Source organism: Dyadobacter luteus (assembly GCF_003383615.1).
Lineage (GTDB): Bacteria > Bacteroidota > Bacteroidia > Cytophagales > Spirosomataceae > Dyadobacter > Dyadobacter luteus.
This window is the reverse complement of record NZ_QNUL01000007.1, coordinates 215,846-229,444: the sequence shown is the minus strand read 5'-3', so window position 1 is coordinate 229,444 and position 13,599 is coordinate 215,846. Positions and strand designations below refer to the sequence as shown.

The 13,599-nt window shown below is 41.8% G+C and carries 12 protein-coding genes; 5 read left to right on the top strand and 7 right to left on the bottom strand.

Annotation, left to right across the window (positions count from 1 at the left end):
* Positions 1-44: 44 nt before the first annotated feature.
* Both DSL64_RS12100 and DSL64_RS12095 read right to left on the bottom strand, forming a co-directional pair.
* Positions 45-251 carry a hypothetical protein gene (locus DSL64_RS12100; protein ID WP_115831146.1) on the bottom strand — a complete coding sequence of 69 codons (207 nt, stop codon included), beginning with the start codon at positions 249-251 and terminating at the stop codon, positions 45-47.
* 30 nt (positions 252-281) lie between these two features.
* Positions 282-950 carry a hypothetical protein gene (locus DSL64_RS12095; protein ID WP_115831145.1) on the bottom strand — a complete coding sequence of 223 codons (669 nt, stop codon included), beginning with the start codon at positions 948-950 and terminating at the stop codon, positions 282-284.
* 136 nt (positions 951-1,086) lie between these two features.
* Between DSL64_RS12095 and DSL64_RS12090 the strand changes: the two genes are divergently transcribed.
* The 4 genes from DSL64_RS12090 (at position 1,087) to DSL64_RS12075 (ending at position 3,479) form a co-directional block, all read left to right on the top strand.
* Complete coding sequence (locus DSL64_RS12090) at positions 1,087-1,533, top strand: helix-turn-helix domain-containing protein (protein WP_199539382.1); 447 nt, start codon at positions 1,087-1,089, stop codon at positions 1,531-1,533.
* A gap of 279 nt (positions 1,534-1,812) precedes the next feature.
* Positions 1,813-2,325 (top strand): helix-turn-helix domain-containing protein, encoded by a 513-nt coding sequence (locus tag DSL64_RS12085; protein WP_229217051.1) that lies wholly within the window; start codon positions 1,813-1,815, stop codon positions 2,323-2,325.
* A 126-nt stretch (positions 2,326-2,451) separates the two neighbouring features.
* Positions 2,452-2,901: a helix-turn-helix domain-containing protein gene (locus tag DSL64_RS12080; protein WP_199539381.1), complete on the top strand. Its 450-nt coding sequence runs from the start codon at positions 2,452-2,454 to the stop codon at positions 2,899-2,901.
* Positions 2,898-3,479 carry a PIN domain-containing protein gene (locus DSL64_RS12075; protein WP_115831144.1) on the top strand — a complete coding sequence of 194 codons (582 nt, stop codon included), beginning with the start codon at positions 2,898-2,900 and terminating at the stop codon, positions 3,477-3,479. The genes DSL64_RS12080 and DSL64_RS12075 overlap by 4 nt, the downstream gene beginning before the upstream one ends.
* Before the next feature lie 177 nt (positions 3,480-3,656).
* Here the strand turns inward: DSL64_RS12075 and DSL64_RS28825 are convergent, their stop codons facing one another.
* Positions 3,657-4,004 (bottom strand): hypothetical protein, encoded by a 348-nt coding sequence (locus tag DSL64_RS28825; RefSeq protein WP_147300358.1) that lies wholly within the window; start codon positions 4,002-4,004, stop codon positions 3,657-3,659.
* Positions 4,005-4,287: 283 nt separating this feature from the next.
* On the bottom strand, positions 4,288-6,723 hold the full coding sequence (locus DSL64_RS12065) for an ABC transporter permease (RefSeq protein ID WP_115831142.1): 2,436 nt from the start codon (positions 6,721-6,723) through the stop codon (positions 4,288-4,290).
* A gap of 517 nt (positions 6,724-7,240) precedes the next feature.
* Here DSL64_RS12065 and DSL64_RS12060 point away from each other — a divergent pair.
* Positions 7,241-8,041: a class I SAM-dependent methyltransferase gene (locus tag DSL64_RS12060; protein ID WP_115831141.1), complete on the top strand. Its 801-nt coding sequence runs from the start codon at positions 7,241-7,243 to the stop codon at positions 8,039-8,041.
* A gap of 86 nt (positions 8,042-8,127) precedes the next feature.
* On the opposite strand, the gene DSL64_RS12055 is transcribed toward DSL64_RS12060, so the two are convergent.
* From DSL64_RS12055 to DSL64_RS12045, 3 genes are all read right to left on the bottom strand, one after another.
* Entirely contained in the window at positions 8,128-9,477 is a 1,350-nt protein-coding gene (locus DSL64_RS12055) for a DUF4374 domain-containing protein (RefSeq protein ID WP_115831140.1), read from the bottom strand.
* A gap of 14 nt (positions 9,478-9,491) precedes the next feature.
* A complete protein-coding gene (locus DSL64_RS12050; RefSeq protein ID WP_115831139.1) occupies positions 9,492-11,942 on the bottom strand; it encodes a TonB-dependent receptor in 2,451 nt (816 codons plus the stop codon).
* Positions 11,943-12,416: 474 nt separating this feature from the next.
* Complete coding sequence (locus tag DSL64_RS12045; protein ID WP_115831138.1) at positions 12,417-13,253, bottom strand: VOC family protein; 837 nt, start codon at positions 13,251-13,253, stop codon at positions 12,417-12,419.
* Positions 13,254-13,599 lie beyond the last annotated feature (346 nt).

Genomic DNA, 13,599 nt, shown 5'->3' with positions numbered 1-13,599 from the left:
TAAAAACCGCCACTCCTTCATAGTCCAAATTTATTAAAAAAATTCTATTTCAAATCTTGTTTTTCACGACAGTACCAACGGTCGTAAGCGGCAGTGCCAGTACCACGATATTGTGCATAGATCCTGGTAAAATCAAGCTTATCGACAATTTCAACTGTGAATCGGGCCAAATGATCCTGGGGCAACCATTCTTCTAGATCATAAGGCATAAATGTTGTTTGTCCGCGGTTGGCTCCTACAAAGTGTTTCATAACCTTAAGATACCAATTATTTCCAAATGTTCAAGCCCGACAGGCTGCTAGGTCTTCTCCATTCATAAGATAAGCTACGTTGATCATAGACTCAAACCTTTCGAGATTGTGTAAAACCTCATTTGGGCTACCTTTTTGATAAAAATAATCCTCTGAGGTTACTTTTAATATTTCATAGAAATTTGCTTTGAAGCTCATTAGCGAGGAGTAGTCGAAGAATTCGTCGATAATCCGGAAGGGGTCATTTATCTTTCCCCTGTACCATATTGAATGCTTTTTTAATTTTTTATGCTTTTTCTTGTCTCTACTCTTTCCATTTTGTTCGGCAAGTGAAGGATCATTGGTAGTGTTTGTTTCGGAATTTGCGTCTAAAATAAGATGTTCGGTACTTTCATGGGAAGTGCCGTCTTTGGAATTTGTGCCTGAATGTTCGTGTGACTCAGCCTGCTGCCATAAGAAAACCGCTTCAATAAAAGGTATCAGGTTTTCAAAAAAATAAAGCTGTTCCCCAGCAGATGCGTTTGCATCTGTGTTTTTAGCTGAAACGGAATTACTTAACATCTGCCATAGGAAAAACCTGCAATCAGCAATGCTGTGCAAACTGCAAAACTGACGAATGAAATCGGACGGATCGCTAATTTCCTGCGGCGACATCCAAAGCGGACAGACGTCTGTGTCATCTTCTGAAATGAATCTCATAACACTGTCATTTATGATAAACCATCCTGGAAATTCAGCTAAATCCGATTTCTAAAAAATTCTGATATTGGGAATTTTAGCCAGAAACGACTATTTTAGAACTTTGAAAGCAATCTATTAGCACTACATTTACGGCATGAGCTCATCATCAGATATGACCAGAAGCATACACCAAGGCAGAAACATAAAGCGTTTTCGCGAAATGATGCAAATAAAGCAGGAGGCTCTTGCTTTTGAATTGGGTGATGACTGGAATCAGAAAAAAGTATCGTTGCTCGAACAGAAGGAGACTATAGAACAGGATATTTTAGATCAAATTGCTGGCATCCTCAAGGTGCCTGCAGATGCGATAAAAAACTTCGATGAAGAAACTGCAATATTCAATATCCAAAATAACTACGAAGGCTCCAATGCAAGCTCCGGTACGATAGGTATCTTTCATAATTGCAACATCAACCCTGTAGAAAAGCTTTTTCAGGTTCTGGAAGAGAATAAGCTTTTGTACGAAAGGCTCTTGAAAGCTGAACAGTATAAAAATGATCTTCTTCAGAAGCTCCTTGACAGCCAAGGTAGGGATATCTAGATCGCACTACAGGCGTATTTCTACTTATTTCATGTACAATGCTTTCTCTTGGGGAGTTACTCTTGTCTGAAATTCCAACATCCTAATATTGGAAACCTACAGCTTCCGCTTGTCACAGCCAATAGGGTCTAAAATTTTGTGCAAGCGTCACTTGCACGAATTACCTAATACCATCGTATTACTCATTGCCTAAAATAAAGGATGAAGTGAAAAGCGTTTCTTTACCTTGTTCTTTGTTTGCGATTTGCAAACAAAGAACGGAGTCTGTAATTTGATATTATGAGAGCACACAATGGTATGCGTCCTTTGGACATAGTAATCTTGCTTAAAATAGTTAGTCTGGGTGACTCCGCTTGGCAGTACAGGGATTTATCCGCTAAACTATGCATCAGTATTTCAGAAGTATCGGAATCGCTCAGCCGTAGCCATATCGCTGGCCTGATTGATGAAAGTAAGAAAAAGGTTAGAGTGCATAATCTAATGGACTTCATAGAATTTGGGCTATCCTACGTATTTCCGGTGATTCCGGGCCAGATCGTTACAGGTACCCCCACTGCACATTCACATCCAGTCTATAAAAGCCAATTTACCGGTACCGAAGATTATGTATGGAGAAATGAAAATGGGATAATAAGAGGTTTGTCTATTGAGCCTTTACACAAAGGGGTAGCGAATGCTTCAGAGGTGGATGAAGTACTTCATCTTCTGTTATCAAGTATAGATATTCTGAGGGTAGGGCGGTCGAGAGATAAAAAAGTAGCATTGGCGCAAATAAAAAGGCTGATGCTTTAGACACAGGATACGGAAGAGTAAGAAGAGAGTGGTACTTTTCAGAAATGCTTCTCAAACGAATAAAATTACTATAAATTTCGTTTCGTTTATTTCGTTTAGTATCTTTAAATAAAAAACGAGATTAAGATGGAAACAGTATTAACCAAGCCATCACGCCGGGAACAAAAGATGGCAGGCGAGTCAGTTTATAACTTTTCTGCGGCGGTAGATAGCCGAAAGTCAGACACTGTTCATATTCGGATAGAAGAAAACAGCGAGATCTTTACTATTCCTCGCAGAGCACTTAAGTTTCTTTCACAGATTTTATCCAGTATGGCAGAGGGTAAAACTATATCTCTGATCCCATCCGAATCTGAATTAAGTACTCAACAGGCGGCTGATATGCTGAATGTGTCCAGGCCCTATGTAGTTAAGTTACTTGAAACAGGTGTAATTCCATTTAAAAAGGTTGGCACCCATAGAAGAATTCCGTTAGAAGCGTTGCTAGCCTATGAAACGGAGCAAAAGCAAGTACGAAACACCAATTTGGAATTTTTAGCTAAGCAAGCTCAGGACTTAAATATGGGCTACGAATGATTTCTTCATCCCGGTTTGTTGCTATACTTGACGCATGTGTTTTGTATCCGGCACCAATCAGAGATTTATTATTAAACTTCGCAGCAGAAGGTCTGTTTTTGCCCAAATGGACAGATCAGATTCACGATGAGTGGACCCGAAATCTTCTCAAAAACAGACCTGAACTATCAAGTGGTCAGTTGCAACGCACCGTTGATGCTATGAGCAGAGCGTTTCCTGATGCGAAGGTTTCGAATTATACTACGCTTATTAAATCAATAAAGCTGCCAGATGAAGATGACCGGCATATTCTCGCTGCAGCTATACGTTGCAAAGCGGACTTAATAGTTACTGCAAATCTCAAAGACTTCCCAAAGGAATGTCTTGCCCAATTCAGTATGGAAGCGCAGCATCCGGATGAGTTTATAAATAATATTATAGGTTTAAATCCAGAGACTTCGCTGAAAGCTTTTCTAAAGCAGGTGTCATATCTGAAAAATCCACCCTTGACTGCATTTCAGGTACTAGATAACTTCAAGAAAGTTGGGCTTAATAATACAGCCAACAGTTTATTGGAACTTTTGAGAAATATTGTTTAATATGTATGGTTCTATGTGACCTCATCTTATTTAGATCATAAATACGTCCAAAATGAATCCGTCTTATTCTTACCCAAAGTTAACTTTTCCCACCAAATACGAACTTTCGTAAACTTTTGCTGCCCAACAGGTCCATTTAGATCCGAAAAGAGCCATATTGAGCAGCAAAGATCCAAATCAGTCCTTTTTGAGCTTTTTGAGGATATTTTCTGCTTCTTTTGCCTCTCGCTGTTTTTGTTTTAAAAGTACCTCCGCATCCTTGACTACCAATTCCTGTGCTTCCAGTTTTACAGTCTCTCGCTCTGCAAATTCCGGGTTCAGATAATAGCTACTATCGCTCCAAGCTGCTATTTGCGGATACACCTGTCGGATCATCCGGTATTTAACATCCATTGCATGCAACCGCTTGTTTTCACCACTGTTTGTGACAGCAAGACCGACACTAATAGCAGCTACGATTAATAGGATCGCCGCTGAAACAATAAAACCCTTAGTGCGCAGGTCGAAATGATGGTGGTGCTTCACTTGGGATTGGCGAGAGATGGCTTCGATGCTTTTGTGTAAGCCACTGATTTGAGCGGTTAAAGTCTGCCCGGATAGCTGCTTTCTGTACTACTTGCGAGAAGTAGAGCTTTTGATGTAGGGTAGTCACATGATTGTATTTTCCCGGCTCATCAATAAAAAAATGCCTCTGGAGGCTCATGATCAATTTTACGTACTTTGAGCTTGTCAGATTGGTACTATCAATTCATTCCTGGTTGTCGGGTCTAAATAATACACGATGGCTAGCATTCTATTCTGTATTACGTTAATCATTCTTCAGAGATTCAACCGGATTTCTCATGGCTGCCTTCATACTTTGAATACTCACCGTAAGCAATGCTATACAAACAGAAATTACCCCCACTCCGAGATATATAGCCCAACTGATTTCGGTGCGATGAGCGAAGTCCTGTAACCATCGGTCAGCTGCAAAATAGGACAGGCCGAGCCCGATTACTATTGCGATAAGAACCAGCCTTGCGAATTCAAAAGACAACATACCTACAATGCTGAATGCACTCGCTCCCAAAACTTTGCGTACGCCGATCTCCTTCATGCGTGTCTGGGTAATAAAAGTGACCAGACCAAACAAGCCAAGACAAGCGATGAAAACACCAATTGCCATAAAAACTGTTATTAGCTTCGACGTGCGCAGATCATCACTAAACATGCTATTAAAGTCATCATCCGCAAATGAATAAGTGAAAGTCTGCTCAGATTCATATTGTTTGTACACCTTTTCGAGCTGAGTTATTTTTTCGTGTTTGTTATCCCTGGGATTTAATCGAACCTGCAGGGATGACATAACATCTTTTAATTCTTTTCCGTCATGAACCTGAAACAAGAAAGCTCCCGACCTTCGCTTGGGGCCGCCGGAATCATAATTTTTCACTACACCTGCTATTTTACCCATAGGAATATTCTCACTGGAATACAGAGTTTGTCCCACTGCGTTTTCTTTCGTAAAACCCAGTTCTTTAACAATGGTTTCATTCACAACATTGTAAAGTCCATTAACCGACGGTACGTTTCGGTTTATGGGCACCAGCATCTTCATGCCCACATTTTCAATAAAATCCTCATCCACCCTATTTGTAAATATCATCGTCTGCGTTTTTTTAACGGGGTTGTAATGAGAAATTCCACTGAAATAAAGCAGCAGAGGATTTTGAGATGTACTTACATTATCAAACCCATAGCGGTTTTTTAATTCCTGTTTTATAATCCTGCTTTTTCTGGATATGCTTCCCTTCAGATCAATGTTAACGAGCTGCTCCTTGTTATAGCCCGGATTTCTGTTCTTCATGTGCGTAACCTGTTTGCTAACAACCACGCTGCCTAATATGAGTGAGGTGGAAATAGCGAACTGAATAATGATGAATGCACGCCGGGTAAGCAATCCCTTACTATCAGAAACCAGGTTGCCCCTTAAAACCCTGGCAGGAGAAAAGCCGGCAAGGACAAATGAGGGATAAATTCCGGCAAGCAGCGCTGTGCCAACAAGCACCAGAATAACAGCCGAAATAAAGTATCCGTTTGCTAAGATGGAAGTGTCGATCTCAAACCCAAGCAACTCATTGAAAAATTGCCGGCCCGCTATCGCCAGAACCAGCGCCAGTAAAAAAGCCAGCACGGTAGTGAGCATGGATTCACTAAAAAACTGCCCGAACAGAGAAAGCCGGCTGACGCCAAGTGTTTTACGTAACCCTACTTCCCTGGCTCGCACAACAGCCCTTGCCGTGGTAAGGTTGATATAATTAAACAATGCCAGCAATAGCACAGCCATTGCAATTCCAAAAAAAACTTTTACTGTTGTACTCTGTGAGCCAAATTCGCCACTGTGTAAAGTGTGCACGGATCGAAGCCTAAATTTATCATTTAAGCCATACAACACTCCTGATGAACCGTCACCGTTTAAAAATTTACGTGCTGCCGGTAACTTTCTCAGTACATTTTCAGGCAACTTCTTCGGCCCCAGCATCAGGTAAGTTTCATAGCTGGGCGAAGAGAATGCGGTATCCAGCTTTAGTCCAGTTGCTACCGAACTTACCAGATCATATTTCAGGGAAGAATTGGAAGCCATATTTTTCATGACACCCGACACTTCCAGTAATTCCGTTTGTCCTTTAAAAGAAGGCTCATCCTTCTTTTTCTCATCGTAAAAAAATAAGTCGTTTCCCTTATATATCAGCTTCTGACCAACGGGATCTTGGTCGCCAAAGTACTGCTCTGCAACGCGCTCAGATATCACTATGGTCATAGGTCTGGAAAGTGCCGTGGCCGGATTTCCTCTCAGGAGCGGAAATGTAAAGACAGAAAAAAAGGATGTATCCGCAAATGCAATGCTTTGTTTCTTTCGGAGCCCGCCGGGTTTTGACGCATTTGATATTAACGCGTCATATCCCTTACCTAGCCTCACATAGTTAACAATTGATGGATCCGTGGATTTAAGATGCGGAGCCAGTTCAGCCTCAAATTCCGTCCAGACAGATTCATTATCTTCCATGAAATCGTAACCCTGTATCTGGTAAATTCGATCTCCGTTCACATGAAATCTGTCGTAACTGAGCTCATGAACAACAAATTGAAGAATGATAAAGCAAGCTGCCATGCCTACACCCAGGCCAAAAATATTAATAAAAGAAACGACTTTGTGTTTCCCTATATTTCTGAAAGCAATTTTAAGATTGTTTGTAAGCATGTCAGCGAATAGAATAGTTACAACCTTTGAAATGATGAAGTGATAAATACTACCAGATTTATGCTGTTAAGTTTTCTTCGGTGGACTATTTCCTCAAAGACCTGAAGCAACGACTGTATTATGCTTGTTGTCGGTATCACCAAATTACCAGCTGGTTTGTAATCACTGTAATTTGGGTTTTGGGATCTTTGTCATTTGAGGAATAGTTATTGGATTGTAAAAGTGCAGAGCTCGGTATGCCTACTGATCATATATACGTTTAATATGTGGTAGTTTTGTAATGAGATTATTGATTCCTCCGCGGCCTGTGTCCTCACAGGACTGACACAAAGCCTGCTCCACAGCCTGCCTCACCACAGGATTGTTCCACAATCATTATCGCCAACTACCCATAAGTATTCCTTAATCCTCGTCTCATGTAACCACCCATCAACAATTCTTCACCCGCCACCGACCGATTATTTCCCCCAAACCCTATCTTTGTTCTCTACCCAACTATCTTAACCACTAATACACTATGGAACCAGAGAGCATCAGGGATATTTTTTACAATCATCGGGGGAATCTGATTCATAAGTGGGATCATTACTTTGATATATATGAAAAGTATTTTGCTTCTTACCGCGGCAAGGTGATCAATATCCTGGAAATTGGGATATCGCATGGCGGGTCGCTTCAGCTTTGGAAGAAATACTTTGGTGAGCATGTGCATATCTACGCCATTGACATCAACCCCGACTGTAAAAAACTGGAAGAGGAGAACACAACCATTTTTATAGGTTCTCAGGAGGATAAGGTGTTTCTACAGTACGTAGCAGACCAGATTCCGATTGTAGATTTTATCATTGATGACGGCGGGCATACGATGCAACAGCAGCTTCTTTCTTTCGAGATGCTGTTTATGAAGGTGAAAGAAGGGGGAGCTTATCTTGTGGAAGATACACATACTTCCTATTGGGATCAGTTTCACGGCGGTCTGAGAAATCCGGGCAGTTTTATTGAAAAATCAAAAAGTCTTGTAGATTCCCTTTACGATCACCATGTAATGGATAAAAGTCAGATCAGAATCGATGAGATCACGCAGCATATCAATTGCATTGCCTTTTATGACTCGATTGTAGTTTTTGAAAAGAAGCTCAGAAAACAGCCTTTTCACAAGCAGATAGGAAAAAAGACTATTACGCCCTACATATCTACAAGTGAGAAACAGCCCGAAAAGGAAACCTTCCTGTCTTCGCTGAAAGCACTCTTTGTCCCCAAGAAGGATACCATACACCCGTTTGATGCCAACGACGGAGGAATTGATGAGATAAAATAAGGATTTTCATTTTCTTTATTGAGCCTGAAACTAAAAAGGACCACCTCGCGGCGGTCCTTTTTGCAATATAAGTGGATAGGAATCTCTTAGTAAGAACCAATATAGCTAGATCCGGTTGCTCCTGTAAGGGTTGCTCCTTTGGTCACAGCTTTTGTTTTCCAGTTGATCACGTAAAGTCTTCCTGCTGCTCCTGTCGGAGTCAATGGTACATACACGTTGTCTCCGTCAATGGCGATGTTCTGGTATTGACCGAAATTAAGCCCTGCTTCGTAATCGCTTGCCAGTTTAGTCGCCGTTTTTGCATTCAGGTCAATAAGTGCCATGTATCCGCCTTGTCCTGCGATGTTGTACAACACGATACCAACGCCGTCTTTGATATATCTCCAGGCCTGAATACGGCTGTCCTTCACACCCAAAGCAACGTCAAGATCGAAGTGGTAGCTCGCATCGTAGTCGTTTGTCGCTTTGCTGATACGCAAAATGTCTTTTCCACCTGTTGCAGTTGCCTGATACACATGACCGTCAGATCCAACGTGTTGTGTCATGGTACGGTACGAATGGTTGTTGATTTTAGAAATAGTAGAATAGATCATCTTTGGATTCGACAAAGATGGATAATCAACCACCAGTGTAGCAGTTCCAATCGTACGGTTCGCGTTGTCGTTAGCCCATACAGGGTTTCCAGTGGCGTTGTAAGACAATTTGGTCGGGTCAATTTTAGTTACATTACATCCGATGTAAATCTTGTTTTTGGCTTCATTTAAAACTGGTACGTCAATACGTCCTACAGAGTAGCCCTGAGCTTCCAGCTCAGCTGAAAGAGGAAAATCAAATTTGGTGGAGTTAGGTACTCGTACATTGTCCAGATCAATTTCAGCAATCCTTACTTCCCCTCTTGTATACTTGAAAACATGGTTTGGCGCAGTGCCTTCTGAAACTGTAGTACTTCCGGTAAGGTGAACACCAATTCCGATATCTTCAGCAGCTTTTACCCAGCGTGGAGATGCTCCGATCATGTCAAACAGATCCAGTTCTTTTCCTGAATCCTGGTAATCTTTTGCACCTTTCACCAGGTATTTGTTGAACACGCCACCATCTTCACCTGTATATTGGATGTTATAAAGTTCAGTTCCATTTTCAGATGCCTGCACACGCGCAGTACGTGCAGATCTCAAAGGATATCCGTTGGTATAGATGTCGAGTGTAAAGTTAGGGTCAATTGCCTGTGCGTGGGTAATGGCAAAGGCCCTGGTTCCTCCGTTACCGGCTGTTCCCTCAGCATCAGGTACAGAGGCTGTAAGAGAGATAAATTCTCTTCCTTCAGCAGGATTTTCTGTTCCCGGATTTGGGTTATTATTGTCGTCGTTACAACTGGTTAATGTACCGGCTATAATAGCTGCGCAGAGGAACGCTGATTTGAAAAATATTCTTTTCATAGTTAGACGTAGGTTTATAAAAATTTACTTAAAGTATAATTGAGTTTAAAAGAGATTGCGCGGCCCGGCTTCTGTACACCGAAGTTGTCATACATTTCCGCGTTCAGGATATTTTTTACATCCACACTCGCCACCAGTTTTCCATTTGGGAACCGGTAACTGGCACCCACGTCGTGATAAAACTGAGTAGGCGTAGTGAACCACGGGGATTCCATCCATACCGTACGGAATGGGGCCACGTAGCCGGTGTTGTAGTAGATATTTAGAATTGAGTTTTTCTGAAACTTATCATTCATGCGGTATTGCACACTGCCGTTCATTGTAAAGAAAGGCTCGTTGGGCAATTGCAGGTTGTAGAGATCGTGAGGTCTGCCTGCTTCATCGGTCTCTTGTTTGAAAAGAGAATTGAATTTAGAGAAGTTGAAAAGGGCGTTCAGTCTGTTGTTGTATATATAGGTAATCTCTGCTTCATATCCGCGTGATTGCGTTTTATTCAGATTGACATATTTTGTCACTTCTATATCCGCATCACTCTCCCTGCCCGGAATCAACTGATCTTCGACCGCACGCAAAGTGATTTTGTTAAAACCATTTCTCCAGAAAGTATTGGCATATACTGTAAACTTATGTTTGCCTGTCCCATTTGAGGCATAACGGAAACCGATATTGTAGTTAACGTTTTTCTCAGGGATCAAATCCGGGGCTTCCAGAATGTTGTTTTCAGGATCTCCGAATAGTTGGCTTTCCGTTGCGGCTACATAAGAGTTTTCGGTTGACCCTATGATATAGAATTTTGGAATAACATTGTATGATGCCGTTGCGCCGTAACCCTTGTTTCGGTTTACCATGGTGTTGCGTACCCTGTTCACCGTAGTAATACCTTCAGCAGTAACCAGCTCAGGCCGCGTTTGAACAGTTCTGTTATTGGTCAGCTTCCCCAAAATATTGGTTTTTAGCTTGTCGTTAAACAGCTGCGCCTCATAGTTGGCCGCGAAAATATTGTTTGTGATATCGCTGATCGTGACCATATTCCGGTCAACAGGTACCAGCAAATTCCTGTCGTCCCGGGAGGTAGTTTCGAGTTTATGGTTAACCGAAATTCGGTGGCCAGGAAAAATGGTATAGGCAAGGTTAGACCGCATGTTGGTGATTTGTCTGTTTACCTCGGTAATACTTTTAGGTCCCTGTTGTCCCATGCCGGGCGTAGGTGGCACGGGAATGGCTACGCCGTTTCGGATAAGCATTCGGGGTTTGCCATCCCAGTTATATACCTGCCCTACGGTATCTGTAACAAATGTGCTGCGGTAGCTTCTTACGGCATTTACATTGAGCGCGAGCCCTTTCACCAAGAGGTTATTCTTATTGTAATTCAGACTGACAACATGCGCCTTGTATTCGGCAACACGGCCCACGTAGGGTCTCGCCATAGTTGTACCGTGAGGTATTTCCTGGTAAGTATCTGAAATATTATAACCCAGGAAGAACTGATCCGCCCATTTTACATTGGTGTAACCTACTTCAAACCGGCCCCCCACTGTTCTGTAATCATTATTGAATCTTTTTGCTCTGTAGTAGCGCTCCAATGTCCGGTCAGGATGTACAAATTTGGAGAACTTGCCCCATGTCTCGTAGCTATTGTCAGTTTTAGTGTAAAAACCGGAAGCCCTCGCAGTCAAACCTGTGTTTTTATTTCTGTAAATACCTGATATATCAGATTGGAAAGTATTGAAAGATCCGTAGGATGCAGCAGCAGTGATATTATTTTGAGAAGCGTCTTTTTTCAATACTACGTTGATCGCACCTCCTACATAGTCACCGGTAAGGTGGGAGGGAAGTACACCTTTGTATACCTCAATTCGCTCAATCATAGCTGGCGGAATGTTATTCAGGTTGAAGGAAGATCCGTAGGTCGAGATTTCTATACCATCCAGAAACAAACCTACTGCACTACCCGACATGCCGTTCAGGTTATATTCAACCCGTGAACCCACACCGCCATTCTGGCGAACACGCACACCTACTGATCTGTCTAAGAGCTCGTTGGTCGTCAGGTTCCTTAGTGAAGCCTCTTTAGTTTCGATGATGCTTACAGCAAAACCCTGTGTTTCCAGTTCTTTTTTCTCTGTCTTTCCGGTTACCTGTACTTCCTGAAGATCGTTGGCATCTTTCAGTTTTACGGTGACATGGTGCGTTTGATCCGACTTCTGGACATGAATGCGTGACTCATGGCGGTGGATTTCCAGCGAAGAAACGATTAACGTATGATGACCAAAAGGAACATTCTTGATTTCATAACGACCGGCTTCATCCGTAGTCGCAGCCTGAGATCCCTTAGCAACATGAATGGTGGCGAAGCTTACAGGTGTTTTTCCGTCGGAAGTGATGCGACCACGAACGGTGGCATTTTGCGCAAGCGTTACCGAAACTGATGACAGTATCAGCAATAAAGTAAAGAGTAGTCTCATATACTGAAACAGACGAGGAGCTTAAATATTTAGTTAGATGGTAGTGTTAATGGCCTCAGCTGGTCGACTATTGAATTACTTCAATTTTAATTTAGACCTAGACTAAATAGTTAACGGTCGCAAAGATAGAATATAACTTTTACGAGAAGAAGGTAGCTTTGAAAATTAGTGTAAAATCGTTGATTATTGCAATAAGGAACTAATTTTTGGCAAGAATTAGCGATTTTTATGGCAAGAAATGTGATTTTTAGGTCATGAAACTTGTCAATTTGTGCCAGCTGTCAAATGGGATGAGGATAGTTATAAGGCTGATAACGAACAATGTACATTTAATGAACAACAAGTGGTATGGCAAGTAACCGATTTTAACAATAAAGACTCATATAGGCTGCATTTATTACATAACAGAATGAGGTTGTTTCCTGACTTTCAAAGAAAAAATGAGATGAAAACCGGTTATAAAAATCTCCGGTTTCAAATGCCCGTCAGCCTTTCGATTTGAATTTTTTGAGAGCTTAGAATCACATTTGTAACCTGTTGCATTTTGTCGGGATCAAGCATAAGCTGAGGAAGAATCGCAGGAATAATCCGCCAGGAAACGCCGTACTGATCTGCCAGCCAGCCACAGCTGTCATAGTGACCATTTTCGCCAAGTTTATCCCAGTAGTGGTCAATTTCCTTCTGGGTTTCGCATTCGATCATGAAAAAGTTGCCGCGTGTGAAGTCGAAGGCATCACCTCTGTCATTGCTCGTCGCGTTAAATATAAAATCGTTGAGTTTGAACTGGGCAAACAGAACGGTATGTTCAGGTAAATTGCTGTCCTGCGGATAGGGAGCTTCCAATAACAGCCTTGGCTTAGGAAAGACGGATGAATAGAAATTGATTGCGTTTTTGATCTGCAACATTTTTTCATTGGCAAATAGCAAAGTAGGTACGATCTTCTGGTAGGAATTGATCGGGTCAATATCCAGCTGCCAGGCTACACCAAAGCGATCGCTGATGAACGCATATTTAGACGTCCATTCGTATTTGCCCAAAGGCATCATGATCGTGCCGTCTTCAGACAAAGCTTTGTACAATCTTTCAATTTCTTCATCGCTGCCACAGTACACGAAATAGGAAACGGCTGGTCCGGGTTGGTAATGATTTCCGCCATTCATAAACATGAACTTGGTACCCTCAATAGCCAAAGTGCTCACAACCGGCGTTTCATGAAGCAATTCGGTATTTCTGAAAACAGACTGATAAAAAGCGACAGCTTCCTTTGCGTTGTTGTCGAACCAGATGCAGGGATATAGATGAGTTACCATGATGTCGGAACTTTTACAAGTCAGTTATACAGCCAATTATATGAAAAACAGGTGCGAGATTTTTATGATAAATTCTGAGCAGAGCAGAATCTACTGCGTATGTACCTACTTTCTGTCGGTGCTGATCTTTGAAAATGCCATTGAGAAGTAAGTTTAGGAAGTTAAATCACGTAATAGTCTGTTAATGGTTCGAATGATTGGCCAGAAGCTAACAGCTCATTGCTAACTGCCAGCTCAAATTAAGGAAATTTTAGTAACTTTGTAACCGCAAAATCAATAGTGCCCATAGTGTAAGATCAAATTTCTTTCTGGTTAAAGACAAGCAGCATGAAGCCGGCGACGGTTC

Excerpts from the sequence above, each read along its gene's own strand:
- DSL64_RS12100 (WP_115831146.1), bottom strand. The coding sequence starts at position 251 with ATGAAACACTTTGTAGGAGCCAACCGCGGACAAACAACATTTATGCCT.
- DSL64_RS12095 (WP_115831145.1), bottom strand. The coding sequence starts at position 950 with ATGAGATTCATTTCAGAAGATGACACAGACGTCTGTCCGCTTTGGATG.
- DSL64_RS12090 (WP_199539382.1), top strand. The coding sequence starts at position 1,087 with ATGAGCTCATCATCAGATATGACCAGAAGCATACACCAAGGCAGAAAC.
- DSL64_RS12085 (WP_229217051.1), top strand. The coding sequence starts at position 1,813 with ATGAGAGCACACAATGGTATGCGTCCTTTGGACATAGTAATCTTGCTT.
- DSL64_RS12080 (WP_199539381.1), top strand. The coding sequence starts at position 2,452 with ATGGAAACAGTATTAACCAAGCCATCACGCCGGGAACAAAAGATGGCA.
- DSL64_RS12075 (WP_115831144.1), top strand. The coding sequence starts at position 2,898 with ATGATTTCTTCATCCCGGTTTGTTGCTATACTTGACGCATGTGTTTTG.
- DSL64_RS12065 (WP_115831142.1), bottom strand. The coding sequence starts at position 6,723 with ATGCTTACAAACAATCTTAAAATTGCTTTCAGAAATATAGGGAAACAC.
- DSL64_RS12060 (WP_115831141.1), top strand. The coding sequence starts at position 7,241 with ATGGAACCAGAGAGCATCAGGGATATTTTTTACAATCATCGGGGGAAT.
- DSL64_RS12055 (WP_115831140.1), bottom strand. The coding sequence starts at position 9,477 with ATGAAAAGAATATTTTTCAAATCAGCGTTCCTCTGCGCAGCTATTATA.
- DSL64_RS12050 (WP_115831139.1), bottom strand. The coding sequence starts at position 11,942 with ATGAGACTACTCTTTACTTTATTGCTGATACTGTCATCAGTTTCGGTA.
- DSL64_RS12045 (WP_115831138.1), bottom strand. The coding sequence starts at position 13,253 with ATGGTAACTCATCTATATCCCTGCATCTGGTTCGACAACAACGCAAAG.